General features: G+C 59.3%; 26 protein-coding genes and 1 riboswitch. Of the genes, 19 read left to right on the forward strand and 7 right to left on the reverse strand.

The window, feature by feature from the left end:
• Positions 1–75: 75 nt before the first annotated feature.
• From ACQQZ8_RS04010 to ACQQZ8_RS04045, 8 genes are all read left to right on the forward strand, one after another.
• Complete coding sequence (locus ACQQZ8_RS04010) at positions 76–606, forward strand: GNAT family N-acetyltransferase (RefSeq protein WP_431711406.1); 531 nt, start codon at positions 76–78, stop codon at positions 604–606.
• A gap of 149 nt (positions 607–755) precedes the next feature.
• Positions 756–1,304, forward strand: a complete 549-nt coding sequence (locus ACQQZ8_RS04015) for a maltokinase N-terminal cap-like domain-containing protein (RefSeq protein WP_431711407.1) — start codon at positions 756–758, stop codon at positions 1,302–1,304.
• A gap of 87 nt (positions 1,305–1,391) precedes the next feature.
• Positions 1,392–1,688, forward strand: a complete 297-nt coding sequence (gene gatC, locus ACQQZ8_RS04020) for an Asp-tRNA(Asn)/Glu-tRNA(Gln) amidotransferase subunit GatC (RefSeq protein ID WP_431711408.1) — start codon at positions 1,392–1,394, stop codon at positions 1,686–1,688.
• Positions 1,689–1,692: 4 nt separating this feature from the next.
• Complete coding sequence (gene gatA / locus ACQQZ8_RS04025) at positions 1,693–3,231, forward strand: Asp-tRNA(Asn)/Glu-tRNA(Gln) amidotransferase subunit GatA (RefSeq protein ID WP_431711409.1); 1,539 nt, start codon at positions 1,693–1,695, stop codon at positions 3,229–3,231.
• Positions 3,232–3,246: 15 nt separating this feature from the next.
• Positions 3,247–4,749: an Asp-tRNA(Asn)/Glu-tRNA(Gln) amidotransferase subunit GatB gene (gene gatB / locus ACQQZ8_RS04030; RefSeq protein ID WP_431711410.1), complete on the forward strand. Its 1,503-nt coding sequence runs from the start codon at positions 3,247–3,249 to the stop codon at positions 4,747–4,749.
• 273 nt (positions 4,750–5,022) lie between these two features.
• A complete protein-coding gene (locus ACQQZ8_RS04035; protein ID WP_431711411.1) occupies positions 5,023–5,205 on the forward strand; it encodes a hypothetical protein in 183 nt (60 codons plus the stop codon).
• A gap of 25 nt (positions 5,206–5,230) precedes the next feature.
• Complete coding sequence (locus tag ACQQZ8_RS04040; protein WP_431711412.1) at positions 5,231–5,725, forward strand: N-acetyltransferase family protein; 495 nt, start codon at positions 5,231–5,233, stop codon at positions 5,723–5,725.
• 57 nt (positions 5,726–5,782) lie between these two features.
• On the forward strand, positions 5,783–6,709 hold the full coding sequence (locus ACQQZ8_RS04045) for an aminoglycoside phosphotransferase family protein (protein ID WP_431711413.1): 927 nt from the start codon (positions 5,783–5,785) through the stop codon (positions 6,707–6,709).
• Between the two features lie 4 nt (positions 6,710–6,713).
• On the opposite strand, the gene ACQQZ8_RS04050 is transcribed toward ACQQZ8_RS04045, so the two are convergent.
• On the reverse strand, positions 6,714–7,619 hold the full coding sequence (locus ACQQZ8_RS04050) for a LysR family transcriptional regulator (protein WP_431711414.1): 906 nt from the start codon (positions 7,617–7,619) through the stop codon (positions 6,714–6,716).
• Between the two features lie 130 nt (positions 7,620–7,749).
• Here ACQQZ8_RS04050 and tdh point away from each other — a divergent pair, with 130 nt between their 5' ends.
• The 3 genes from tdh (at position 7,750) to hutI (ending at position 11,587) form a co-directional block, all read left to right on the forward strand.
• Positions 7,750–8,802: an L-threonine 3-dehydrogenase gene (tdh, locus tag ACQQZ8_RS04055; protein WP_431711415.1), complete on the forward strand. Its 1,053-nt coding sequence runs from the start codon at positions 7,750–7,752 to the stop codon at positions 8,800–8,802.
• Between the two features lie 32 nt (positions 8,803–8,834).
• Positions 8,835–10,046 carry a glycine C-acetyltransferase gene (locus ACQQZ8_RS04060; RefSeq protein WP_431711416.1) on the forward strand — a complete coding sequence of 404 codons (1,212 nt, stop codon included), beginning with the start codon at positions 8,835–8,837 and terminating at the stop codon, positions 10,044–10,046.
• Between the two features lie 323 nt (positions 10,047–10,369).
• Positions 10,370–11,587 (forward strand): imidazolonepropionase, encoded by a 1,218-nt coding sequence (hutI, locus tag ACQQZ8_RS04065; protein ID WP_431711417.1) that lies wholly within the window; start codon positions 10,370–10,372, stop codon positions 11,585–11,587.
• 11 nt (positions 11,588–11,598) lie between these two features.
• Here the strand turns inward: hutI and ACQQZ8_RS04070 are convergent, their stop codons facing one another.
• The gene (locus ACQQZ8_RS04070; protein WP_431711418.1) at positions 11,599–13,359 is read right to left on the reverse strand and encodes a hypothetical protein; all 1,761 of its coding nucleotides are present in this window, start codon (positions 13,357–13,359) and stop codon (positions 11,599–11,601) included.
• A 157-nt stretch (positions 13,360–13,516) separates the two neighbouring features.
• Here ACQQZ8_RS04070 and tpx point away from each other — a divergent pair, with 157 nt between their 5' ends.
• Positions 13,517–14,014 (forward strand): thiol peroxidase, encoded by a 498-nt coding sequence (tpx, locus tag ACQQZ8_RS04075; RefSeq protein ID WP_431711419.1) that lies wholly within the window; start codon positions 13,517–13,519, stop codon positions 14,012–14,014.
• An 85-nt stretch (positions 14,015–14,099) separates the two neighbouring features.
• On the opposite strand, the gene ACQQZ8_RS04080 is transcribed toward tpx, so the two are convergent.
• Positions 14,100–14,942 (reverse strand): phosphotransferase family protein, encoded by an 843-nt coding sequence (locus ACQQZ8_RS04080; RefSeq protein ID WP_431711420.1) that lies wholly within the window; start codon positions 14,940–14,942, stop codon positions 14,100–14,102.
• Positions 14,943–15,052: 110 nt separating this feature from the next.
• Here ACQQZ8_RS04080 and ACQQZ8_RS04085 point away from each other — a divergent pair, with 110 nt between their 5' ends.
• A complete protein-coding gene (locus ACQQZ8_RS04085) occupies positions 15,053–15,838 on the forward strand; it encodes a CPBP family intramembrane glutamic endopeptidase (RefSeq protein ID WP_431711421.1) in 786 nt (261 codons plus the stop codon).
• 97 nt (positions 15,839–15,935) lie between these two features.
• On the opposite strand, the gene ACQQZ8_RS04090 is transcribed toward ACQQZ8_RS04085, so the two are convergent.
• A complete protein-coding gene (locus ACQQZ8_RS04090; RefSeq protein WP_431711422.1) occupies positions 15,936–16,580 on the reverse strand; it encodes a VOC family protein in 645 nt (214 codons plus the stop codon).
• 178 nt (positions 16,581–16,758) lie between these two features.
• Positions 16,759–16,878: riboswitch (SAM riboswitch) on the forward strand.
• Positions 16,879–16,972: 94 nt separating this feature from the next.
• On the opposite strand from ACQQZ8_RS04090, the gene ACQQZ8_RS04095 reads away from it, so the two are divergent.
• Positions 16,973–18,316, forward strand: coding sequence for a bifunctional o-acetylhomoserine/o-acetylserine sulfhydrylase (locus ACQQZ8_RS04095; RefSeq protein WP_431711423.1), 1,344 nt, complete (start codon positions 16,973–16,975; stop codon positions 18,314–18,316).
• 3 nt (positions 18,317–18,319) lie between these two features.
• On the forward strand, positions 18,320–19,459 hold the full coding sequence (gene metX / locus ACQQZ8_RS04100; RefSeq protein WP_431711424.1) for a homoserine O-acetyltransferase MetX: 1,140 nt from the start codon (positions 18,320–18,322) through the stop codon (positions 19,457–19,459).
• Positions 19,460–19,570: 111 nt separating this feature from the next.
• Here metX and ACQQZ8_RS04105 read toward each other — a convergent pair whose 3' ends face one another.
• Entirely contained in the window at positions 19,571–20,374 is an 804-nt protein-coding gene (locus ACQQZ8_RS04105; RefSeq protein ID WP_431712129.1) for an SGNH/GDSL hydrolase family protein, read from the reverse strand.
• Positions 20,375–20,507: 133 nt separating this feature from the next.
• Between ACQQZ8_RS04105 and ACQQZ8_RS04110 the strand changes: the two genes are divergently transcribed.
• The gene (locus ACQQZ8_RS04110) at positions 20,508–21,161 is read left to right on the forward strand and encodes an alpha/beta hydrolase (protein ID WP_431711425.1); all 654 of its coding nucleotides are present in this window, start codon (positions 20,508–20,510) and stop codon (positions 21,159–21,161) included.
• Positions 21,162–21,205: 44 nt separating this feature from the next.
• Here the strand turns inward: ACQQZ8_RS04110 and ACQQZ8_RS04115 are convergent, their stop codons facing one another.
• A complete protein-coding gene (locus tag ACQQZ8_RS04115; RefSeq protein WP_431711426.1) occupies positions 21,206–21,436 on the reverse strand; it encodes an RNA-binding S4 domain-containing protein in 231 nt (76 codons plus the stop codon).
• A gap of 173 nt (positions 21,437–21,609) precedes the next feature.
• Between ACQQZ8_RS04115 and ACQQZ8_RS04120 the strand changes: the two genes are divergently transcribed.
• From ACQQZ8_RS04120 to ACQQZ8_RS04130, 3 genes are all read left to right on the forward strand, one after another.
• Positions 21,610–22,995, forward strand: a complete 1,386-nt coding sequence (locus ACQQZ8_RS04120) for a glycine--tRNA ligase (protein WP_431711427.1) — start codon at positions 21,610–21,612, stop codon at positions 22,993–22,995.
• A 4-nt stretch (positions 22,996–22,999) separates the two neighbouring features.
• Complete coding sequence (locus tag ACQQZ8_RS04125; RefSeq protein ID WP_431711428.1) at positions 23,000–23,920, forward strand: GNAT family N-acetyltransferase; 921 nt, start codon at positions 23,000–23,002, stop codon at positions 23,918–23,920.
• A 178-nt stretch (positions 23,921–24,098) separates the two neighbouring features.
• Entirely contained in the window at positions 24,099–25,100 is a 1,002-nt protein-coding gene (locus ACQQZ8_RS04130) for a DMT family transporter (protein WP_431711429.1), read from the forward strand.
• A 104-nt stretch (positions 25,101–25,204) separates the two neighbouring features.
• Here the strand turns inward: ACQQZ8_RS04130 and ACQQZ8_RS04135 are convergent, their stop codons facing one another.
• On the reverse strand, positions 25,205–26,227 hold the full coding sequence (locus ACQQZ8_RS04135) for an LLM class flavin-dependent oxidoreductase (protein ID WP_431711430.1): 1,023 nt from the start codon (positions 26,225–26,227) through the stop codon (positions 25,205–25,207).
• Positions 26,228–26,280: the final 53 nt, after the last annotated feature.

A 26,280-nucleotide genomic window follows, 5' to 3' on the forward strand; every position in this document is an offset into this window, starting at 1 on the left:
CATGACGCGGCGGGTTGTATTCTGGCTCACCTTGTGCGTGTGCGAGGCAGCAAAAGGTGAAACACTGGTTAGATCATGACTGCCTTAGCACCAGATTCCGTAACCCCCGCAGATCTCAGCATCGTTGATGCCAGTGCCAGCGACTACACGCGCATCGGCGACATCACCGTCGACGCCTACCTGGCTGCCGGTCACTTCGATGACCCCAATCACGAGTACCTGCAATTTGTGCGTCAGGTCGGTGCTCGTCATGAGCACAGCCGCATTCTCGTGGCGAAGCGCGGGAGCCAGATCATCGCCAGCATGTCGCTGATGGAATACGGCAGTGCCTATGCCGATGTGGCACGTCCCGGAGAACTAGAAATCCGGATGCTCAGCGTGGACCCTGCCATTCAGCGCACCGGTGCCGGTCGGGCGATGGTCAAAGCTGCCGTGGCGCACGCCCGCAGCCTGCCCGGGGTGCACACCGTGTCGCTAACCACGGGTGGACACTGGGTCGCTGCGCGGGCACTCTATGAGCACATGGGCTTCACCCACCAAAGTGAGCGTGACTGGTTTGTGCCAGACACCGAAATCCGTCTGGTGGTTTACACCTACGCCCTCTAAGCTCGGGGGCGCCAGCTAGCTGTGACGCGGTGGCCGGTGGTGGGATGCTTCCCGCTGTCGGCCACCGCTTTGTCTTCTCCCGCCGCGCACCGCTCGAAGAATCCGAGTTTGTCCTTGCCAGCCACCGGTCTTCTTGGAACACTGAGGCCATGGGAATCATTTACGCAACCACCATGGATCCGACCAAGACCGAACTGTTAACCGCGTGGCTGCCGCACCAAGAGTTCTTTATCGGCGCCGGCACCCCACAATTAGAAACCGTCGGCGGGTTTCGTTTGGAAGATCCTGCCGGCGAAGTGGGCATGGAATTTATTATCGCCATCGATCGGCAGGACTCGGTGACCTATCACCTGCCCTTGAGCTACCGCGGGGCCGCCTTCCCGGGCGGGGAGGCACACCTTTTGGGAACCAGTGAGCACGGGGTCTTGGGATTGCGCTATATCTACGATGGGGCGGGGGATCCGGTCTGGAACCAATGTGTGCGGGACCTCTTCGCCGGGAACAGTACCCCGCAACACCAGAATATTTCCGACACCGACGAGCCCCGGGTGAGCCTAACCAGACCCGCCGCGGCTGCAGGCAGTCTTGAAATCATCCGTCGTCCGGTAACGGGTAGTGGGCCGGGGAGCGAAGTGATTGGGCTCTGGCAGGACCTGGACGGTGTGGAACAACGTGGCGCGGTATTGCGCATGGCGTAACTCTTCGCAACGGAGCTGATGCGTGGCCGCGGCGGTGCAGGGGCTAGAATTGGAGGAGAAATCCAACCGCCCATCCTAGGGAGATATATGTCTGCCATCAGCCGTGAGGACGTAGTGCATTTGGCACGCCTGGCTCACATCGAGATGAGCGACGCAGAGCTGGACAAGATGACCGGTGAACTCGGCGTAATCGTCGATGCCATCGCATCCGTCAGCGAAGTCGCATCCTCCGACATCCCGGCCACCAGCCACCCCATTCCGCTGACCAATGTGTTGCGTGAAGACATCGTGGGACAAACCTTGTCCATCGACGAGGTGCTGGCCAACGCACCGGACTCCGACTCGGACCGCTTCAAGGTCCCGGCCATTCTGGATGGTGAGTAAACCCATGAACGATTTGATTAAGCTATCCGCCACCGACTTGGCCGCCAAACTGCGTGCCGGTGAGGTCACTTCCGTGGCCGCCGTTCAGGCACACTTGGATCGGATCGCCGAGGTTGACGGAACCCTGAACGCCTTCCTGCACGTGAACGCCGAGGAAGCGCTCGCCGTGGCGGCCGAGGTCGACGCCATCCGCGCTGCCGGTGGTGCCGAGGCTGCGGTACTACACCCGCTGGCCGGTGTGCCGATCGCGATCAAGGATCTGATCGTCACCAAGGGCCAGCCCACTACCGCCGCCTCGAAGATGCTCGAAGGTTGGATGAGCCCCTATGACGCGACCGTGATCGAAAAGATCCGTGCCGCAAAGCTGCCGATGCTGGGCAAGACCAACCTGGACGAATTCGCGATGGGTTCCTCCACCGAGCACTCGGCTTACGGGGTCACCCGTAACCCGTGGGATCTGAACCGTATCCCGGGTGGTTCCGGTGGCGGCTCGGCTGCGGCCGTCGCCGCTTTCGAAGCTCCGCTGGCGCTGGGCACCGACACCGGTGGTTCAATCCGCCAGCCAGGTGCGGTTACCGGTACCGTGGGCGTGAAGCCAACCTATGGTGCGGTTTCGCGCTACGGTGCGATCGCTATGGCGTCCTCGCTGGACCAGATCGGCCCAGTTTCTCGCACCGTGCTGGATTCGGCCTACCTGCAGGAACTCATTGGCGGGCATGATCCGAAGGACTCCACCTCGCTGACTAACGCACTGGATGGTCTGGTGGCTGCCGCCGAAGCCGGGGCCACCGGGGACCTGAAGGGCCTGCGCGTCGGGGTGATCAAGGAGCTGACCGGCGACGGTTACCAAGAAGGTGTGCAGGCACGCTTCAACGAGTCGCTGGAGCTGCTCAAGACCGCCGGGGCGGAGATCGTTGAGGTCTCATGCCCGAACTTTAAGTACGCGCTGGGCGCTTACTACCTGATTATGCCTTCGGAAGTTTCCTCCAACCTCGCCAAGTTCGACGGCGTGCGTTATGGCAACCGGGTGCTTCCTCAGGACGGGGCGTTGACCATCGAACGCGTTATGGGTGCCACCCGTGCCGCCGGTTTCGGTGAGGAAGTCAAGCGCCGCATCGTGTTGGGGACCTACGCGTTGAGCGCTGGGTACTACGACGCCTACTACGGTTCGGCACAGAAGGTGCGCACGCTGATTCAGCGTGACTTCGAGGCCGCCTTCCAGCAGGCCGACGTGCTGATTTCCCCGACCGCGCCAACGGTCGCCTTCGAGCTGGGTTCGAACGACGACGATCCGCTGGCAATGTACCTCAACGACGTGGCCACCATCCCGGCCAACCTGGCCGGTATCCCTGGGATCACCGTGCCCGGCGGTCTGTCCGAGGGGCTACCGGTGGGAATCCAGTTCCTGGCACCGGCCTTCGAGGACGCTCGTGTCTACCGGGCCGGTGCCGCACTGGAAGCACTACTGGAAAAGCAGTGGGGTCACAGCCTGATTTCGCAGGCACCGGCCATTGATGCCGTGCAGATCGCGCAGAAGGCCTAAAGGGGGAACACGAAAATGACTACCGAAGAACTAGTCGACTTTGATGTTGCGCTACAAAAGTATGATCCGGTACTGGGCTTTGAGGTCCACGTCGAGCTGAACACCAAGACCAAGATGTTCTCCGATGCGCCCAACGCTTTCGGCGACGATCCAAACACCAACGTCACCCCGGTGGATTTGGGTCTGCCCGGCGTGCTGCCCGTGGTCAACAAGACCGCGGTGGAATACTCCATCCTGATTGGTCTGGCGCTGAACTGCCAGATCGCCCAGACGTGCGGTTTCGCCCGGAAGAATTACTTCTACCCGGACACCCCGAAGAACTTCCAGACTTCACAGTACGATGACCCCATCGCTCACGACGGCTGGTTGGACATCGAGCTGGAGGACGGCGAAGTCTTCCGTGTGGAGATCGAACGCGCTCACATGGAAGAGGACGCGGGCAAGCTGACCCACATGGGCGGCGCCGCAGGCCGTATTCAGGGCGCGGACTACTCGCTGGTGGACTACAACCGCGCCGGTGTGCCGCTGGTGGAAATTGTCACCAAGCCCATCGTGGGTGCCGGTAAGCGCGCGCCGGAATTGGCTCGCGCCTATGTGGCCGCGATCCGCGAAATCGTCAAGAACTTGGGTGTTTCTGATGCGAAGATGGAGCGTGGCAACGTGCGTTGCGACGCTAACGTTTCGCTGATGCCCAAGGGTGCACAGAAGTTCGGCACGCGGACCGAAACCAAGAACGTGAACTCGCTGCGCGCCGTGGAGCACGCGGTACGTTTTGAAATCGAGCGCCATGCCGCCGTGCTGGACTCCGGCGAGAAGATTGTGCAGGAAACCCGTCACTGGCATGAGGACACCCGTTCGACTACTTCGGGTCGCCCGAAGTCGGATGCCGATGACTACCGCTACTTCCCGGAGCCAGACTTGGTGCCAATCGTCACCACCGTCGAATGGATCGAAGAGCTGCGCGCCCGTCTGCCGGAGCCACCTGCCGAACGCCGCAAACGCCTGAAGGCCGAATGGGGTTATGCGGATAAGGAATTCCGTGACGTGGTCAACGCCGGGGTGCTCGACGAGATCGAGCAGACCATTGCTGCCGGTGCCACCGCGGCTGTAGCCCGCAAGTGGTGGATGGGTGAAATCGCCCGCCTCGCCAAGGCTGCCGATAAGGAGATCGCGGATCTGGGCGTCACCCCAGAAACCATCGTTGAACTGAACTCGCTGATCACCGCGAAGAAGATCAATGACAAGATCGCCCGCCAGGTGTTGGAATTCGTGCTGGCCGGTGAAGGCACCCCAAGCGAAATCGTTGAGCAGCGTTCGCTGGCCGTCGTGAATGATGACGATGCGCTGGGTAAGGCCGTGGATGATGCCATGGCCGCCATGCCGGATGTCGTTGAGAAGATCAAGGGCGGCAAGATGCAGGCCATCGGCGCCCTGATGGGTCCTGTAATGAAGGCGACCCGCGGTCAGGCCGATGCCGGTCGCGTACGCGAAATCGTGATGGAGAAGCTCGGACTCTAAGTCTTGAGTTTTAACCCGCCTCTGCTGCCATGCCTCCGTCAAGGAGGCATGGCAGCAGTTGTTTAAGGCTATTGCCCACGCTAGCGGACGGGTTAGCGCAAAAAATCTTGGCAACCCTTTCGCGAAGCAGGTTCCTGTAGCTAAGGCTCCTGAAGTGAAATCCGCTGAAGTTATTAGAGGACGCTGAGCTCCAAATACTTGATCCGGCTTGTCTAGTAAATATTTTTAGCTGTTGTTATGCTAAGTACCTGCTTGGGGCGGAAGGAGTAGGACATGCGTTCTTGGTCGCGGTTCGCCGCACTCGTCGTCTTGTTGATTGCAATGCTTGCCTTAATGATTTTCCAGTGGTTGCCCGCGCTGGCCTTCCTGCCGGTCGCCGGAGGTCTTCTAATCTGGGAGAACACCGAAGAGCTGAAATCCTCAACGGATTCTGCCTCCGCACACCGAGGTAGGTAAAGCTGGACACAATTGCCAGAGGAGAATGATTCACTCGACCATGAGACTACGCCGCGCAACAGCCAATGATGTTCCAGCAATTCAAACCATAGGGTTGCTCACTTGGCCAGCAACTTATCTACCGTTTGCTTCGCCCAATTTTGTTTTGGCTAATCTGAATTCCTGGTGGACTGAGGAAGAAGTGCAGCGAAGTATCGCGGAAGATGTAACGATTCTTGCGTGCGAAGAAAATCAGGTTCTGGGCATGTTAACTCTAGGGATGTTCGAGTCGGAACCGGTGATCTGGAAAATCTATGTTCTTCCAGCGGCACAGGGCAAGGGCATTGGTCGACGTCTGCTGAACGCGGCATTCGAGCAGGTGGGTGATTCGGCCGATATTAGACTCGAATTCGTGAAGGGTAATGAGCGGGCCCGGGCTTTCTACGAACGTGCTGGATTCGAGCTTGATTTTGAAGAAGACCCGGGCGATGGGACGACTACCGTATGGATGCGGCGTAAGGCGCTCAACGCTGTGCGCTGAGTGTCTTGAACAATAGGGTCATCGGCAAAGTGCTCAAGACAGGAATAGAGTAGGGCGATGAGCACCTCATCCGCTGGCGACCCTGCGTTGCCCGCATCCGAAGTCACCATTGACCTTGCGCTGGTCCGACAGCTCATTCGTGCCCAAGCACCGCAGTGGGGGCACGAGGAGATCAGTTATCTAGCTACCGGGTGGGATAACGAGGTTTACCGTTTGGGGCCGAAGCTGATTATCCGCCTACCGCGTCGGCAGCTTGGCCAGATCCTTGGGGACAAGGAGCGCAAGTGGCTTCCGCGGCTGGCTGTTGCCACCGGGGTGGACCTAGGTCTGGCGCTTTTTGTAGGGAAACCAACCGCGGCGTATCCATTCACGTTTTCCGTCTATCCCTTTGTGCCAGGTCGTAGTGCTGCAGAGTTGCCTCGACACAGACGAGATGAATACGCACGCGAATTCTCAGACCTCCTGCGTAGCTTGCATCAGAAAGCTGAGCCTTCGGCCCCCACCAGTGAGTTTCGAGGATGCCCGCTGGCTACGCTCAATGCGCGAACACACAAGCAAATTGCAACCCTTGGACGAGAAGCGCAAGCTCCGGCAAAAACGATTTGGGAAGCAGCGCTTGCCGCGGCTCCTTTCTTCGGAGCACAGGTCTGGCTGCATGGTGATCCACATCCCCAAAACACCATCGTGAATCATTCTGACCCCGCCGCACTTTCGATATCGTTGATCGACTTCGGTGACCTTTGTGCCGGTGACCCGGCCAGTGATTTGGGTATGTTCTGGATGCATTTCAGCCCCGCTGGCGTGGCTGAGGCCTTTGCTGCTTACGGTGTGGCAGAGGGTAGCTCGCGCTGGTTGCGGTCACGCGGCTGGGCACTAAGATATGCGTTGATCACTTGTGGGTTGGATAAGAACGACCCGCTAGGCCGTGTGGGGTGTGAAACTCTGGAGATCCTTCTAGCTGGCGAGAGAGCGCGACGCAGCTGAGAAATCAACCGATCACCAGACGCTTTACGGTATTTCTAATCGCCTCGATGACCTCTTCGACAGTGCCGCGGTGAAGGTGCTCCGCTCGCACAAGAAGGTCGATTTGTCTACCTGAATTTAGGTTCTTAATTGGTCGTAAAGTCACCTGTTCGTTTAGCGTTTGACGTGCGGTAAAACGAGGGAGGATGCCCAAGCAGCCGCTGGCCTGAATAAGCGCACCTGCGGTGGCGTAATCATTGACTCGATGCTCAACCCGTGGGGCCTTACCAGCTAGCGCGGCGATCGTTTCTAGGACATCGGCAGGTGAATAACCGGAACGCGAGACGACCCAGCGTTCATCGATGACTTGCTCGGGGGAGAGCTCTTCGAAGTTAGCTAATGGATGGTCGCGACGAATTGCGATATCTAATGGCTCGAAGGCTAAAGGAATCACGGCAATGCGATCCTCTGGCCAGGCGGCGGTGTGCGGCATGCGGTGCGCCAAGACCAAATCGTAGGACGAGGTCAACGCCGGAAAATCTTGCTGGGAGACGTCTTCGTCGGAGAAGTGAAGTGGTGGCAGTTGACCATGCGGGTAGCTGAGCAGGGGAGCGAAAATTGTTTGACCGATGGAATGGAACCCCGCAATTCTAATTGGAACATTCTGGTCTTGTTCTTGGGTGCGGATCTTCGCAGCTACCTCGGCCAAAGTGGAGGCCACCGATGCGGCGGCGGCGGCGAGAAGCTTCCCCTCAGCCGTCAGTACTAAGCGGCGGCCGTCCTTCTGCGTAAGTGGTGCGGGGAAGCTGCGTTGCAGCTGGGCCAAGTGCTGGGACACCGCTGAAGGTGAGACGAATAGGGCCTTGGCTACGGCATTGACACTACCTAGATCCGCGAGCTCACGCAGGATACGTAACTGATGCAACTCCATGAAGTAAATACTAAATCGTCGCATCAGTAAATCGATGATCTTCTAAGGTTTAGTCTTTCGCTGTCGGGTGCGAGACTTGAAGCAACGTCAGAACTGTCGCGCAGCCATTTGCCCGATCTAAGGAACCCATATGAAAGCACTGTACAAATCTGGTCCGCATGCCGGATTGGAACTTGTTGATCGTCCTGAGCCGGAAACCGGCGCACACGATGTCAAAATCCGGGTCATGACCACTGGCATTTGCGGTACCGACCTGCATATCGAAGCCTATGACGAAGCCGCTAAGGCGATGATCAACACGCCGTTGATTCCGGGACACGAGTTCTACGGCGAGGTCGTGGAAGTTGGTGACTTCGTCCACGGGGTCAAGGTGGGGGACCGGGTTTCGGGTGAAGGGCATGTCGTGTGCGGGATTTGCCGCAACTGCCGCGCGGGACGCAAACAAATGTGTATCAACGTGGACTCGGTCGGTGTCCAACGTGACGGAGCGTTCGCGCAATACGTGGTGATCCCCGAAAATAATGTCTACATCCACCGTGATGAGCGCATTACGCCGTTGCTAGGGGCGATCTTTGATCCGTTCGGTAACGCGGTGCACACCGCGCTGCAGTTCCCCATGGTGGGCGAGGATGTCCTCATTACCGGAGCCGGCCCGATCGGACTCATGGCTGCCGCCGTCGCCCGCCATATTGGTGCGCGCAATATTGCCATTACCGATGTCTCTGATTCTCGCCTTGAATTGGCCAAGAGCATGGGCGTAGATCTTGCGGTGAATGTGGGGAGCACTCGGATTAGCGAAGCGCAGCTGCAACTCGGGATGGTCGAGGGATTCGACTACGGCATGGAAATGTCCGGGCACCAGTCGGCGCTGCCGGAAATGATCGAGAACATGAACCACGGCGGCAAAATCTGTTTGCTCGGTTTGCCCAGTACCACCATCGACATTAATTGGGGAAAGGTCGTCACCCACATGCTCACACTACGTGGTATTTACGGCCGTGAAATGTTCGAAACCTGGTACGCGATGAGTGCCATGCTCACCTCCTCTGATCTCATGCGCGAACGAATCTCTTCGGTGGTCACCGACTTCCTACCCGCCACCGACTGGCAGCAAGGGTTCACCGCCGCCCGAAGTGGCAACGGTGGCAAGGTCGTGTTGGACTGGACCGTTTTCGGAAACTAAGAATTTCTCGTTACAACAAGGAGTATTTGCAGATGTACACGGATTTGAAAGACCAGCTGGCCGCGGAACTAGAGGACTTGAAGAACTCCGGGCTATATAAGGCTGAACGGCATATCGACTCGCCACAATCGGCCAGTATTCAGGCCGGGGAGTTGGGCAATGAAGCACGTGCGGTGCTCAATTTCTGCGCCAATAACTATCTTGGTCTGGCCGATGACGAGCGGATTATCAATGCTGCCAAACAGGCCATGGACGATCGTGGGTTCGGTATGGCATCGGTGCGATTCATTTGTGGAACGCAGGATATTCATCTTCAGCTAGAACACAAGCTCTCGGAGTTCCTCGGAACCGAGGGCACCATTTTGTTCTCTAGCTGCTTTGATGCGAACGGCGGGGTGTTCGAATCCCTTTTTGGCAAGGAAGACGCCATTATCTCCGATGCGTTGAATCACGCCTCGATTATTGACGGGATCCGCCTATCCAAGGCCGCACGCTTCCGCTACGCCAACCGCGACATGGCCGATCTTGAAGCCCAGCTGCAGGCCGTGAGCCAACTGAATGACGGAGCCGGAGCTCGACGTACCATCATCGTCACCGACGGTGTGTTCTCGATGGACGGCTACTTGGCACCGTTGGAAGAGATCTGCGATCTGGCCGAGAAATACAATGCCCTAGTGATGGTTGATGACTCGCACGCCGTAGGCTTTATGGGGCCCACCGGAGCCGGAACCCCGGAACATGCCGGAGTGTCACACCGGGTGGATATCTACACCGGAACCTTCGGTAAGGCCCTCGGCGGGGCCTCGGGTGGGTACGTTTCGGGTCGTGCCGAGATCGTGGAGATGCTGCGTCAAAAAGCTCGTCCCTACCTGTTCTCCAACTCGCTGGCCCCATCCATTGTGGCCGCGACCCTCAAGGCGCTGGAGTTGGTGGCCGGGAGCGGGGAATTGCGCAGCAAACTGGAGAGCAATGCGTCGCTGTTCCGTTCGAAGATGGCCGAGGCGGGTTTCGAATTGCTCGACGGTGAGCACGCCATTATTCCAGTGATGTTCGGCGACGCGGTCCTGGCCGGGCAGATCGCGGCGCAGATGCTTGAACGCGGAGTTTTTGTTACGGCCTTTAGCTACCCGGTGGTGCCGCAGAATGAAGCGCGAATCCGGGTGCAGCTGTCCGCGGCACATAGTGCACAAGATATTGAGCGTTGTGTTCAGGCCTTTATCGATAGCAGGGAAGCGGTAGCCTAAACAGTTCACGGTGTGTCCCATCGACCGCCGCAGGAGACCTGGGGTCGTGTCTGAATTTTCGTGGTTCGGGCATGGCCCCAAAGTGCTTAAACCCGCTCCGGACCTTCCGAATCCAGGTGAGACTTTTGCGCGAGAGTGTGTGAGAGCATTCCTCCGTCCGAAATACCGGATGCGATTTGCAGGCTGGGTGAGGCGGGAACTTGCACAGCACACTACGGTCGAAGATAACGGGACAGGACTGCCGCCGACTCCGACTTGAGCGATGTAGCGGCGGTCGCCAACCCGGGAGCTGAAACCGTGGCACCCGAGTCTAGGAAGTGACGATGAGCAGCCTGCTACTACGCAATATTGCCCAACTATCGACTGTCGATGCGCAAGGCACGGTGTTTCATGACGCTGCCGTTCTCATCCAAGATGGTTTTATCGTGTGGATAGGGCAGGATGCCGAAGCTCCGGAAGCTACCGAAATCCATGACCTCGGCGGCCGAGCCGTGCTTCCGGGCTGGGTGGACTCACATACTCACCTCATCTTTGGTGGAGATCGTGCCGAGGAGTTTGTCGCCCGCATGGCCGGTGAGTCCTATACTGCTGGCGGGATCGCGCAGACTACCAGTGCGACGGCCGCGCTGAGTGATGCCGAACTTCTGGCCGCGGTGAACGCACGACGTACCGAGGCACTGAGCATGGGTACCACCTGGATGGAGACCAAAAGCGGCTACGGACTGAGTCACGCCGAAGAAGTCAGGCACGTTCGGTTGATCCGGCCGGTGATCGATCAACTGACCTTTCTGGGTGCACATCTGGTACCGAAGGGTATGGATGCGGAGCAGTACACCGATCTAGTGGCTGGCCCGATGCTGGCCGATGTGATTGGTCAGGTCGACTTTGTGGACGTTTTCTGTGAACGCGGTGCCTTCGACCAAGCACAGAGCCGACGCGTCTTAGCGGCCGCAACCCGTGCTGGGCTTGCCACGAAGGTGCATGGAAATCAGCTCGGACCAGGCCCCGGAGTGCAGCTGGCCGTGGAATTTTCCAGCCATTCGGTAGACCACGTCAATTACCTTGAACCCGAGGATCTGCAGGCGCTCGCCAGCAGCTGGTCTGGCTGGGAGCGGCATACTCGCAGCGGTCTACGTGGCGTGGTCGCAACGTGCCTCCCTGCCTGCGACTTGTCTACTAGGCAGCCGTTTGCGCCAGCACGCGCCCTCGTGGACGCGGGAGTGGAGATCGCGTTGGCGTCGAACTGTAACCCCGGGACGAGTTACACCTGCAATATGAACTTCGTGGTTGCTACCGCGGTCTTACAAATGGGGTTGACCCTGCCAGAGGCCATTGCCGCGGCCACCTATGGTGGCGCGCTGGCCTTAGGTGTGGAATCGCAGGTGGGAAGCATTGAGATAGGCAAGCGCGCGGACCTTCAGGTTTTGGACGCACCCAGCGCAGCACATCTGGCCTATCGTCCGGGGATGGCGCTGACCTATGCGGTGTACCGGGCAGGTGAGCATCACCGCGGCATTGCGGATCGCGGACTGGAGAAGTAGCCCCACAAAACCTAGGCAAGCAGCTCGCTGTGCCAGTAGGCATTGCGTCGCGGCGTTTGCGAGGCGTCAAGATGCGTCGGCAACAGCACATGGGGTAAACCCTGATGCATGATCACTTTGATGATGCCAGCCTGTTCGGCGGTGTGATGGTTCCGGCAGAGTAGGCAGCCATAACGGATGTCGGTGGGACACCCTCCTTGCCAGCCACCCTGCGCTGCATGGTGCACATCGCAATTCCCCGGTGGTTGACTGCAGCCAGGAACCAGACAACCTCGATCCCGCGCAATGATGCCCTTTTTGAGGTAATCCGGGTAGAAGCGGCTGCTGCGGCCCAAGTCCAAGACTTGTCCATCTCCGCCAAAGACGACGGGAAGAATTTTGGAGCGACAGAGTAGTTGACGAAGATCCGTGGCGGATAGTTCTACCCCGTGTGCGGTAACGCCCTCGGCGGTAGACAAGTCCTGGAGATCCTGCAGTTTCATAAAGACCAGCAGTTCTGGTTCAACCGTTTTCGTTGGAGGCTGCTCACTGTGGGATACCGGAAGTAGGTCTTGGTTCTCGTCGCTCCGCTGGCGCGGCGGGCGGTTGTTACGCTGTTCGAGCAGCGCCAGCAGGGCATTCAGCCGTCGTAAGGATGGCGGAAGGTGTTCGTCGATTTGCTCCGCGAGATCCGTGGCGGTTATCGCTAGGGGGCCGTCCTGGACTGAATCCTTGGCGCTTTCGTCGGCTGCAGGGTTTTCGTTTGCTTCCATGGGGTCGATTCCCGCCCAGTCAGGTGCCGGATTCTCGCTCTTAAGCCATTCGGGAGTAGCAACCTCTGAAGCAGCTGGTGTGTGTTTCGGGTTCTGTGGGGAATCCGCGGTGGTTGAGGGGTTGGAACGGCGTTTACGCGCTGCCTGCCCGGCAAGAGTTCGAGCCTTATCGGCACCGGCCAACAGCGAACGAAGCAGCTCGGCATTGATGCCCCTAACCCGTAGCCGGTATTCATCGAGCCCATTGACGGTGCGTACTTTCACCAACCCTTCCTCCAGCGTGATTAGCTCGCTATGAGACTTACGGTATTTGCTCACGAGGGCATTGGTACGTTTGCGGCAACTACGTGGGTCATCTGAGCGCAACAGTTCGCTGGCATGTTCTTCTAGACTGCGTCCGTCACGGTGCCGAGCCGCGGGCGCCAAAGGTACGCCCTGCGCAATGGTGTCGGCCGGCTCTAGCCGGTTGAGAGCCCGCGCAGATTGCAAAACGCTGCGCGGATCGCAGTGTGGATCCAGCCACCGGGTAGCAAGTTGCGGGAAACGCGCGGTGGTGAGTGTTCCGGCCATAGTGATGCGCCCGACGACAAGTTGCGCGTCGGTGAGCATTCCGGCGGCCTCGTGGTAGTCGATGCGTAGCCAGGCCGACAGGAAGTCGGTAGGAGTTTTGTAACAGGGCCGCCCAGCCGCGAAACGCGCGTCACGTTCGTAGTCGGTACGTTGTTCGCGTAGCGCATCGTATTCGCTCATTTCGAGCGAATGCGCCCCGGTGGCGGCGGCCTGCAGGGCTAGTTGGAGACGGGCACGGTGCGCCAGATGCGCCAGCTGTTCGATATGACTCAGGTATGCCACGACCAGTCGTGGATCTTCGCGTTCTAGGCACTGCGCAACATTCTGCTGCAGCAATTGCAGCGTCAACGCGGTAGTGCGTTCGAGCATTTGGGCTGAAAACCGGTGACCCTGCTGCTGTGTGGCATCGAGCAGGGTTTGCAGTGCGAGGTCCAAAGATGTTTGGGTCATGCGTTCATCATCGGGTAGCAGCAGGAAAGTCAGGCGAGGATAAGGGAAAATGTGGATAACTTGACTTGGGGCTACGTAGACACGCTCAGAGCTAAATTCACGTCTTGTTTGCCCGAAAACATGGTTAGTGCTGGTGAGGTCGTGATAGACAAGGACTATGGCTACTACTGCAATTGATGGAAACCCAGTTCAGACCGTAGGCGAGCTGCCAGCCGTTGGCACCAAGGCTCCCGAATTCACTTTGACCGACACCGGTCTTGGCGACTTGACCAGCGCATCGCTGGCAGGCCGTCGTGTTGTACTCAACATCTTCCCCTCGGTTGACACCGGGGTTTGTGCAGATAGCGTGCGCAAGTTCAATGAGCTGGCTGCCGGGCTGGAGAACACCACCGTGGTGTGCGCCTCCAAGGACCTGCCGTTCGCGCTGGCTCGCTTCTGCGGTGCCGAAGGCCTAGAGAACGTAGTTGCCGCCTCGGCATTCCGTTCCAGCTTTGGCGAGGACTTTGGCCTGACTCAGGCCGATGGACCACTGCGCGGGCTGTTGGCTCGCACCGTGATTGTGCTCGATGAAGAAGGCAAGGTCATCTACAGCCAGCTGGTTGACGAGATCAAAACCGAACCTAACTACGATGCCGCGATTGCCGCGCTGAGCTAAACTCAAGTCGAATTCTTTCCGGCGTTTGCCCTACTGAAATATTCGGTGTGGCAAACGCCGGTTTTTATTGCCCGCGCTCCGACTCTTAGCTAACTGCGCGGGCGGCGGCATGGATCCGTGGGGCGATCTTGCGCAGTAACTTATCGAGTTTTGGCTCATCGGTGCGTGAGACCGTATCCGAGAATCGCTCCAAGCTCATCAACCCAAGCCAAATCCGGGCTCGGTGCGCCTGGTCGGCATCCGGTGCCACCTGGTCAATCAGCTCCTGGCCATGCCACAGGCATAGGTATGCCGTGTTCAGCGCCGGATCCCAGGCTGCGGCCAGATCCCAGTCCAAGATCCCGCTTAGCCGTCCATGGAGCCAGTGCACATTGTGCCCGGCCAGATCCCCATGGACCAACCCCGCCGGCACCTGTGCCAAGCGTGGCAGTTGCCCCCACAGCACGCGGGCCGGGGCACGTAAATCTTCTGGCAGTGCCTGGTAACTGGCGGCAATCCGTGCCTGCGTCCACGGGCCCCGGAACGCAAAAGGCTCCGCCAACAAGGGGCGCAAGGGCTCCACCGGGACTTCGGCCAACATTTTCACGATGTCCCGCAGGACCTTCGGGTCTCCCGAATGCGGGGGATGGGCAGCACCGGGGATGTAGCTCATCCCCACCGCGGCCTGTCCCTGATGTTCCACTAGCTCGGTGAGCTGCCGAGGAACCGGTACGGGAAGCAGATCGGCCAAGGCATTATGTAAGGCCACACTGCGCGGAAGCTGGGCGCTGGCCGGAGCGTCGCGTGCCATCCGTATCACCGCCGTCGGCGGTAGCAGCAACACCCGATGAAACTGCCCACCTTCCTCAACCCGGGCAGTTTCGGTGCTCATGTGGGGGAAGAGCCGTCGAGCCAGCTGGAGTTCGTTCACGGTGGCGGCACGGCTCATCGGCGGTCCTCTATGGTAAAAACAAGAATAATGGCTGGTTTCTACGCTAGTGCACAACTGGCGGCCAAAAAATCAGCCGCGACACAGTGTCACGACCTAGGATCGAATGCGTGCAAAGCAATCTGGAAAAGAATGGACTTCTCGGGGCGCTACCCAAGCCCCGGCAACTGAGATTTGAGGTCTTCCTAGTACTGGCGCTGTGCTTGGGGCAGTCGGCGGTGTACTCAATTGTCAGCTTCTTGGACAAGGTGAGTCGAGCGCCGCTCGGGGAGCAGACTACCTCGATGAATAACCCGCGCAGTGTCCGGCCGTGGTTCGATCTGACCTACCAGCTTTTGGACATTTTCTTTGCGTTGATCCCGGTGGTGTTGGCACTGTACTTATTGCTGCGCACCTTGGGGATCGGGCCGCGGCAGCTAGGACTTGACTTTGCCAAACCCTGGCGTGATCTAGCGTGGGGAACCGGACTGTTTCTGGTGATGGGGCTGGGCACCCTCGGGATTTACGCTGCCGGCCGGACACTGGGAGTGACGACGGCGTTGTCGGTGGTGAATCTCGACGACTATTGGTGGACCATCCCGGTGCTCTTACTCTCGGCGGTGCGGCACGCGGTGCTAGAAGAAGTCATTATGCTGGGCTTCCTTTTCGCTTATGGCAAGGCCTTGCGCCTTTCACCGTGGTTCATCGTGATTGCCTCGGCGCTACTACGTGGCAGCTACCACCTGTATCAGGGTGTGGGGCCGTTTATCGGTAATGCGCTCATGGGTGCGATCTTCGGGTGGTTTTACCTCAAATACGGACGGGTGATGCCGCTGGTGATCGCTCATTTCCTGCTCGATGCGGTCGGTTTTGTTGGGTTTGCGCTGCTGGGTCCGGCCATCGGCATCGGCGCTTAAAACGCACAAGGCAGGGTTGCGTGGTTCAACTGCTCCACGCAACCCTGCCTTGTCATGCTGCGGCCGGTGACCGGGACATACTCGGTCAGCGGAAGCACTATAGGACGACTTCACCCTTGCCAGTTTGGAAGGTTACCGACAAGATCCCCGGGGTTCCATTGGGCGCTTGGTAGTTCATGCTGACCTCGCCCAGTTGCACCTGATCGGGTTTGCCCAGCCACTCCAATACCCGGTCCCGGGACCCGGCAATGGTGATCTCATCGATGTAACCCGTGGGTTCCAAGGCACGCGATGGATGCAGATCCTCGGTGCCCTCATCCCAACGCAAGAGGTAGGGAACCTGTGGGTCTGCGATCAGACCCTTAATGCCAATCTGCTGCCAGGTCAGTTCTCGTCCATCGGGGAACTTTCGGTTGCCCGGAACTGCCTGACGGCCCAGGCGCTGCTCGGCGTCGGACATATCGTCGAGTGACACGCACCAACCCATCCAACCGCCACCCAGTTCGGAACGGGCGCGAACGGCCTGACCGAAGGGGGCTTTGAGGCTGGCAGGGTGGTTCAGTACCTCGACCACTTCGAGGTACTGGTTATGCTTCAGCGGGAAAATTACATTGCGCGTTCCGAAACGCGGGTGTACTCCGCCTTTGACGAATTCCAGGCCTAGCGCCTCGGAAATCTTCTCGGCGGTTTCCAGTAGTCCCTCGGGACCACATGCGTACGAAACGTGATCTAGCCTCATCATGCGCCCATCATGCCACCAATGTGATCCTAGTCTCGACTTAGGCATACCTAAGTATGTCTCCGGTTGTTGACGATGAGATTCGAGCGAAGAAAAACGGGCCGGGTTTTATGACCGATTACGACAGTTATCCCGCGCTGAAGATTGCATCGCTGCACCCGGTCAGTCAGACTGGACACTAGGTCATGAGTCCCAGTATTGAAGCCCCGGCTTGCTGGGCGGCAACCCTCCACCGCGGTGGGGTGCCCCGGGTGAAGACCTGGCCCTGTGCGCAAAAGCGTACGAAGGACAAGCGCGGGTTACACCCTGAATGCTGGCAATAGATGCCCGCCCCACGAAGGGTGTTCATCAGTGGTGTATCCCCGAATAGTTGATGAACTATGGGAGGACTACCGATGAGCGATAATTGGTCATTCGAAACACGTCAGATTCATGCCGGCCAGACACCAGATCCGCAGACCGGTGCTCGGGCCCTACCGATTTATCAGAGTACTTCCTTCGTGTTTCCCGATGCGCAGACTGCGGCCGACCGCTTCGCGCTACAGGACCTCGGACCGATTTACACCCGTATTGGTAATCCCACCCAGGAAGCGGTGGAGAACCGGATCGCCAGCCTAGAAGGCGGCGTGGGCGCGTTGCTGCTGGCTTCGGGGCAAGCGGCCACCACTTTTGCCATCCTCAATCTCGCCGAGACCGGTGACCACATCGTGGCCAGCCCAAGTCTCTATGGCGGAACCCAGAACTTGTTCAAGCACACCCTGAAAAAACTGGGTATTGCGGTGACTTTCGTCAGCGACCCGGACGATCTTCAAGCGTGGAAGGCCGCCATCCAGCCCAACACCAAAGCGCTCTTTGGTGAGGTGGTCTCCAACCCCCGCCAGGATGTGCTCGAAATTTCCGCCATCGCCGAGATTGCACATGCGGCCGGTATCCCACTGCTGGTCGATAACACCCTGTCCACCCCGTTCTTGATCCGTCCGATCGAATTCGGTGCCGACATTGTGATTCACTCGGCCACCAAGTATCTCGGTGGGCACGGAACGGCCATAGCCGGGGTCATCGTGGACTCGGGGAATTTCGACTTTGCCGCCAACCCAGAAAAGTTCCCGGGCTTCAACACCCCTGATGAGTCCTACAACAACTTGGTGTTCGCCCGCGATCTGGGGGTGAACGGAATTTTGGGTGCCAACTTGGCCTACATTCTCAAGGCGCGCGTACAGCTACTACGCGACCTCGGCTCAGCTGTATCGCCATTCAACGCCTTCCTGATCGCCCAAGGCTTGGAAACACTGTCGCTGCGCATGGAGCGTCACGTGTCCAACGCGGTGCTGACCGCGCGCTGGTTGGAAGCTCACCCGCAGGTCGAGCAGGTCGCCTACGCCGGGTTGGAATCCTCGCCGTGGTTTGAACGCGGCCGCAAATATGGTCCGAATGGGACCGGCGCGATCGTATCCTTCGATCTGGCCGGCGGGGCCGAGGCTGGCAGGGCCTTCGTCGACGCGCTGGAATTGCACTCAAATGTGGCCAACTTGGGAGATGTGCGGTCCTTGGTCGTGCACCCGGCCTCCACCACCCACGCCCAGCTCACCGCAGAGGAGCGTGCCGCCGCAGGCGTGCGTGACGGTTTGGTGCGGCTGAGTGTTGGACTGGAGAACGTGAAGGACATTCTGGCTGATCTGGAATTAGGTTTCGCCGCGGTGGCGGCGCAGCAAGCGAACAACTTGGCTGAATCGCACTAGCCCATGACTACGACCGTGACTACTGAAAAATCTCTGACCAGCTCCCGGCATGGAGTTTCTGGCCTGCGCCGGCACCTTGCCGTGGGCGAGTACCGCTTCGAAACCGGAGGGTACTTGCCGCAGGTGACCCTCGCCTATGAAACTTGGGGTCAGCTCAACGCCGAAGCCTCCAACGCCGTGCTGGTCACCCACGCCTTGACCGGCGACGCCCACGTGAGTCAGGGGGAGTCGGACTACGCCGGATGGTGGGAAGATTTCGTTGGACCGGACCGGGCCATCGACACCAATAAATACTTTGTGGTGGCGGTCAATATTATTGGCGGCTGCAACGGCAGTACTGGCCCGGGCTCCCCGGACTCGGCGGGAGTAGCGTGGGGGTCGCGTTTTCCCTTCACCACGATCAAGGATTCGGTGCACCTGGAGACTCGTCTGGCCGACGCGCTAGGTGTTCCGGCGTGGCACACCGTCATCGGTGGCTCGATGGGTGGAGCGCGTGCCTTGGAATGGGCGGTGCTCTATCCGCAGCGGGTTCGCAACTTAGTGGTGATGGCCGCGTGTGCCCAGGCGACAGCAGAACAGATTGGCTTCGCCCAGGTGCAGAGCGAATCGATTCGTTTAGATCCGCACTTCGCCGGCGGAGATTACTACGCTACCGGTCAGGCCCCGGATGCCGGGTTGGGGGTAGCACGCCGGCTGGCGCACCTGACCTACCGTTCCGAGGCCGAGCTACAAACTCGTTTTGGGCGCTTGAGCCAGGGCTCCGAAGATCCTTTGGGATCGGCGAGTTGGCCCCGCGGACGCTATATGGTTGAAAGCTACCTGGATCATCAGGCGGCTAAGCTGGCCCGACGCTTTGACGCGAATAGTTATTTGGTGCTGACCGAAGCTCTAATGAGTCACGACGTGGCGCGCGGATTCGGCTCGCTGAGCGAAGCTTTGGGTCGGTTGGCCTCGGTCAATACGGTGATTGCGGCGGTCACCTCGGACCGGTTGTACTTACCGGAACAGTCTGAAGAACTGGCCTTGCTGATCCCTTCCGCAGGGCAGGTGCACTATATCGACTCACCGATCGGTCACGATGGGTTCCTGACCGACGCGCATCAATTGGCCGAGGTACTGGCCGAGCGAGTCTTTACCGAGTAGGCCCCTGCATTGTTTGAGCGACTTAGCTAAGCGGCGCGCACGGTAACAACGCGGTGGGGGGCTCCCAGTCCACGATGGGCTGGGAGCCCGCACACTTTAACCGGTGCGGATCTACTGTCCGGCACCCAGCGAATCGTTGGGCGCCGGGCTGCTAAAGGGCACGGGTTCTGGGCGTTTGGGTGTGATGCCATCTCCCGAGGACTGATGGCGTAGCCGACGCAACACCCAAGGGGCCAAATGTTCGCGGGCCCATTGTAAATCTTCGAGCCGAGCGGTGCGCCAGGTGCGGGTGTCGGGTTCGAAATCGATCTCGGGCACCAACTGGTGCGGCACATTCAGCGCGTCCAGAGCCATCGCGGCAATGCTTTGGTGACCGAGCGGGGAGAAATGCAGCCGATCTTCGGACCACATCGCGGGGTGGCGCAATTCGCGCAGCGCCCACAAATCGGCCACGACGGCATCGTAACGTGCCGCTACCGCACGAACGTTCTCGTTGTAGATTGCCACTTTGCCACGAATCCCGCCCAGCACTGGGGTATCGCGAATATCTGGGCCGTTGAAGATCAGCAAGGTGGCCCCGGTGCCGGCTAGCTTCGCAATCGCGGCATCGAGCTGATCGGCAATCTTATCCGGGTCTCCGCCGGGGCGCAGGACATCGTTGCCGCCAGCGCAAATGCTGATCAAGTCGGGGTTCAGGGCGATGGCTGGTTCGAGCTGTTCATCGACGATCTGTTTGATCAAACGGCCGCGGATTGCCAAGTTGGCGTAGGAAAAATTTTCGACGCTGGAGCTGAGCTGTTCGGCCACCCGGTCGGCCCACCCGCGATGTCGGCCGGGGTTGCTCTCATCGGGGTCTCCGATACCTTCGGTAAAGGAGTCACCTAAGGCGATATAGCGCCGCCAAGGGTGGGGCATGAGGTTATCCGAAGCTGCCGAGGTTTCCTTGGAATTCTGTACCACACACCCATGATTACTGCTGAGTAACCAAAGTTCAAGGAGGCGGAGAAAATATCATCCTTGGGGAGTAGCGCGTAGGCTGGAAGACACTATGGACGATACAGCTGTTGCCCCCGTTGCGTTGATTTCCCGCTCTGCAGCCGACCGTGCTGGCACCCCACTGTTGGTGCTCTTGCACGGGTACGGTTCCAATGAAGAGGACCTGATGGGTCTGATGCGGATGCTGCCCGAAGAGTTCACCTATCTGTCGGTGCGTGCTCCGTTACCTGCCGGTCCGGGATATTCTTGGTTCCCGCTCACTCAAGAGATCGGTTACAGCATCGAATCGGTGGAAGCCAGTGTGGTGCAACTCTGGGAATTTCTCGGCCCGGTGCTGGAAGAGTTTTCCTCGGTCACGCTTCTGGGCTTTTCCCAAGGTATGGCAATGGCCACTTCGCTGGCTCGCTACCAGCGCGAGGCGTTCCGTGCCGTGGTAGGGCTCTCCGGGTTCGTCGTGGATTCCCCCGAATCAAAAATTTTCGATGATGCGGCACTAGAAACTCATCCGTTGCCCTTGTTCTGGGGACGGGACCTAGCTGACCCGGTCATTACCTACGACAAGATTGATTACACCATGGGGTGGGTGCCGCAACATACCGAGCTGACCCATGAAACCTACCCACAGATTGGGCACTCGGTGTCAGCTCAGGAGCTTGCAGACGTCAGCGATTTCCTGCGCAAATACGTGCTGGACTTGCCGAAGTAGCGCAAACCGGTATCCGCGGCCCTGCCGGGAGCATCGCCGGTGGGCTACTGGGCGCGTTCCACGGTGACACACTCACCGTGGACGCACACCACCTCGCCGCCACGCAACTGGGCACCGCGACGGGTTTCGACTTCACCGTCGACGGTCACCAGACCCTCGGCAATAAGTTCTTTGGCATGCAGCCCATCTTCGGCCAGATTGGCCAGTTTTAGTAGCTGTCCAAGGCGGATGGACTCATCACGGATTTCAATAGGGAAGTTCTCTGCGGAGCTCATAACACCATTGTTCCCCATCACCTGCGGGGTCGCGGTCTCACGGTGCCTAATGAGTTGCACGTCTCACCCAGCCGTCACGATGCTACGCCGCGGGGCAATGGGAGCTAACCTTGAAAGGTATGTTTCCACCTGCGGACCGCAACCAGCGGCCTCGTGATACCCATGGAGTTGATATGGCGCCACAGTCCAAGCTTGATCAAGTCATTTCCCTCGCCAAACGGCGTGGTTTCGTCTTCCAGGCCGGTGAGATTTACGGCGGTTCCCGTTCCGCATGGGATTATGGACCGCTAGGTACCGAGCTGAAAGAAAACATTAAGCGCGAATGGTGGCAGACCTTCGTGCGTGGGCGCGAAGATATGGTGGGTCTGGATTCCTCCATCATCCTGCCAAAGGCCGTCTGGGAAGCCTCCGGTCACGTCGCAACCTTCACCGACCCGTTGGTCGAATGCACCCAGTGCCATAAGCGTCACCGTCAGGATCACCTGCTGGAGGCCTTCGAGAGCAAGAAGGGCCGTCCAGCCCAAGACGGGATGAGCGAAATCGCCTGCCCGGATTGCGGCACCAAGGGTCAGTTCACCGACCCGCAGCTGTTCTCCGGGCTGGTTAAGACCTACCTCGGCCCGGTGGATAACGAAGCGGGCCTGCACTACATGCGTCCCGAAACCGCGCAGGGCATCTTCGTGAACTTTGCAAATGTGCTCACCGCCAGCCGGAAGAAGCCCCCCTTTGGCATCGGCCAGATCGGTAAGGCTTTCCGCAACGAAATCACCCCGGGTAACTTCATCTTCCGTACCCGCGAGTTCGAACAGATGGAAATTGAGTTCTTCACCGCACCGGAAGATGCCGACCATTTCTTCAACGAATGGGTTGAAGCCTGCTGGGCCTGGTTCTTGGATCTGGGAATCACCGAGGAAAACTTGCGTCGCTTCGACGTGCCGGATTCCGAACGCGCCCACTACTCAGCCGGAACCATCGACTTTGAATACCGCTTCGGCTTCCAAGGCTCGGAATGGGGAGAGCTGATGGGCGTCGCGAACCGCACCGATTACGACCTGTCGAGCCACACCAAGGCATCGGGCAGCGAGCTGAGCTACTTTAACCAAGCCACCGGGGAACGCTACACCCCCTATGTGATCGAACCATCCTTCGGCCTGACCCGGTCGATGATGGCGTTCTTGGTGGATGCTTACACCGAAGATGAAGCTCCGAACACCAAGGGCGGGGTGGATAAGCGCACCGTGCTGAAGCTGGATCCACGCTTGGCTCCGGTGAAGGCCGCCGTACTACCGCTAAGCCGCAACGCCGATTTGTCCCCGAAGGCCAAGGATCTGGCCAACGAGCTGCGTAAGCGTTGGAACATCGACTTCGATGACGCCGGGGCGATCGGCCGTCGTTACCGTCGTCAGGATGAAATCGGTACTCCGTTCTGCATCACCGTGGACTTCGACACCCTTGAGGACAATGCGGTGACCATCCGTGAGCGTGACACCATGAGCCAGGAGCGCATCGCCCTGGACCAGGTCACCAGCTACCTTTCCGAGCGGTTGAACGGAGCCTAGGGGCATGACCGAAGTGAACTTCCGCTCCTGGCGTTCGGGCGATGACCTGGAATTGCTGCAGGTTTTCGGTGACCCGCGCTCGCCGCAGGCGCACCAGGACCGCACCATGTTGCGCGCCGATTCCGACGCACCGTTCTCGCGCTGCTTGGTGGCAACGATCCAGGACGTAGCGGTTGGCGCCGGGGTGGTGTTTGCTTCCTCGCTGCACCCGCAGCGACTGTGGCTCTATGTTGAGGTGGCGCCGACTCATCGTCGGCAGGGGATTGGGCGTGCGCTGGTTGAGCAGTTACGTGCGCTCATCCCTGCCTCGCAGACTCAGGCCCTGAAAGCCCGGTACACGGTGACTCCCGGGGATAGTGCCCAGGCTCCGGCCGGTTTCGTCGCCGCACTGGGGCTGCGCAGCATTCAGATCTCACGGGACGTGATTTTGGAACCCGGGGCGTTAGCCGAACCGGATTTCGAAAGTAATGAGCGGGTGATCGAGGAGATCGCCACCGGCAGCGTTGAGCTGACCACGGTGGTGATGGACTTCTACAACGCCGTTCACGACTGGGATCCAGCCAAGATGACCGTTGGTTCGGCGCAGCAGATGCTGCTCAACGATGCCACCGGGGCCCAAGGTGCCTTGGTACTGCGCGATAAGCCCAAGAGTGCTGGAGGGAAGATTTTGGCCTTCGCGGTCAGCTATGTTCCTGCTCGGGCCGAGGCTCCCACGGACGTGCTGGTCGGGCATAATCCGGCCTTCACCGATGATGAGGTGGCCGAGGCGGTGCGTGACATGGTGGCGATGCTGATCCACCAGTATCCGGTGCAACTCGAGGTGGATTCTTCGATGTTTGTGCTTTCTTCCTTGGTGGATGCACTGGAGAAAGTTGAACAGGCCACGGTAATTTCCACTACACACATTATGGCCAGTGACGCATAAGTTTTGTGCGGCATAGTTTCAAGCCTTGGCCGGGTCCTTAGGGCCTCGCCAAGGCTTTTAAGTCGCCGGATGGCATTGGCTGTTGAACATGGCGTGAGATGACTTGGACGGTGGGCTCGAAGTGAGAACTGCCCCGAACTGAGCGTAGGATCAGCCCCGAAAGCAATCAAGGAGTTCCATGGCGAACACACCCACCGCTAAGTTCGGTGCACCGAGTAAACGCGGACTGCTACTTGGCCTCCTGCTGGCCGTATTTGGTGGGGCAACCATGCCCTTGCAGAGCCGGATTAATGGGGCGTTGGGGCAAGAAATGGGTTCACCCGTGGGGGCGGCCCTGATCAGCTTCATCGGTGGGCTGGCTCTGCTCATCCTGATGTGCCTGCTTGTTGCGCCTTACCGCAAGGCAGCACTCAAGATCGTTCCGGTGCTGCATGAACGCCGCTTTCCGTGGTGGTATTTGATCGCCGGAGCGGTCGGTGCCAGCACCATCATCTCCCAAGCGGTAGCCGTGCCGCTGGTTGGTGTGGCGCTTTTTACCGTCTGCTTGGTGACCGGACAAACTATCGGCTCCCTGCTGGTAGACCGTGTGGGTTTCGCCTTAGGGGTGCGCCGCAGGATCAGCCCGCTGCGTTTACTCGGTGCGATCCTCACGATCGCCGGGGTGCTCTGGGCCGCTAGTCCACGACTTTCGGTGGACAGCAGCGTGCTGCAGCTACTTCCGGCGCTGCTCTTTGCGATTTTCATCGGCACGGCCATGGGGTTTCAAGCCGCATCCAACGGGGTGCAAGCCCGAGAGTTTGGGTCCCCGGTGGCTGCGACGCTGGTGAACTTCACCGTGGGAACGATAATGTTAGCGGTCAGTTTTGCGCTATTGCGCCCGGCTGAACTGGGGCTGGCAGACTTGCCAGGTCAATGGTGGTACTACATCGGCGGGATTTTCGGGGTGTGCTTCGTGGTCATCTCCTCGTTGCTGGTGCGTTACCTCGGTGTGCTGTTGACCGGGTTGGGGATGATCGGTGGGCAATTGGTGGGTTCCTTGTTGCTGGATATGTTCTTTCCCAGCGCCGGGACGTTGCTGCACCCGGCTACCGTTGCCGGGACGATCCTGACCTTGTTGGCGATCGCCTTAGCGTCGATCTCCGGTTCCCGCTCCGGGCCCCGCCGTCCAACAACCTCATGAGTGCAGCGGGGAACCGGCTTGCCATCTAAGCGCTTTGCGCCGCAACAACAACTCGGTCTGCGTGCCACGGCCGGGGCCATCACTCTGGCCCGGAACCGTGGCGTTTAGCGCCATCCCAGCTGCGGGGCCACGTACTTCAAGATGGACTCGATGACGTGGGCGTTGTAGTCCACACCCAGCTGGTTGGGAACCGTGAGCAATAGCGTATCGGCCGCGGCGATAGCCTCATCCTCGGCCAGCTTTTGTGCCAATTCATCCGGCTCCCCAGCATAGGACTTGCCGAAGACCGCGCGGGTCTTCGCATCGATGTTGCCCACCTGATCCGAGCTGTAGCGGTCGCGACCAAAATACTGCCAGTCGCGTTCATCGGTCAGCGCGAAGATGCTGCGGCTGACCGAGACCCGCGCTTCGCGCTGATGTCCCGCCTCTTTCCATGCCTGACGGTAGAGTTCGATCTGCTCGGCCTGCTGAACGTGGAACGGCTTGCCCGATTCGTCGTCCTTCAGTGTGGAGCTCTGCAGATTCATGCCTAGCTTGGCAGCCCACACGGCGGTGGCGTTGGAACCCGAACCCCACCAGATGCGTTCACGCAACGTATCCGAGTGCGGTTCGACGCGTAGCAACCCTGGCGGATTGGGGAACATCGGCTTGGGGCTGGGCTGGGCAAAACCTTCCCCGGAGAGGACTTCAAGGAAGCGCTCGGCATGGCGTCGACCGATGTCAGCATCGGACTCGCCATCCTGCGGTGTAAATCCGAAGTGCCGCCAGCCGTCGATCACTTGCTCGGGTGAACCGCGGCTGAGGCCCAGCTGCAGCCGGCGTTTGGAGATCAGGTCGGCCGCACCGGCATCTTCGGCCATATACAGCGGGTTCTCATAGCGCATATCGATGACACCGGTACCGATTTCAATGCGGTTGGTGCGTGCGCCGATGGCGGCCAGCAGCGGGAATGGGGAGGCATACTGCTGGGCAAAGTGATGCACCCGGAAGTAGGCTCCGTCGGCGCCCAGCTCCTCGGCGGCCACGGCCAGATCGATGGCCTGCAAGAGGGCATCGGAAGCGCTGCGTGTGCCTGATTGTGGATGGTCGGTCCAATGGCCGAAGGACAAGAATCCGATCTTCTTCATACTTGAGGCAACAAGTAATTTTCGGGGGTTATTCCGTTGCGTGCTCCCGCAGG

It is taken from the genome of Glutamicibacter uratoxydans (assembly GCF_050753455.1).
GTDB classification, from domain to species: domain Bacteria; phylum Actinomycetota; class Actinomycetes; order Actinomycetales; family Micrococcaceae; genus Glutamicibacter; species Glutamicibacter uratoxydans_A.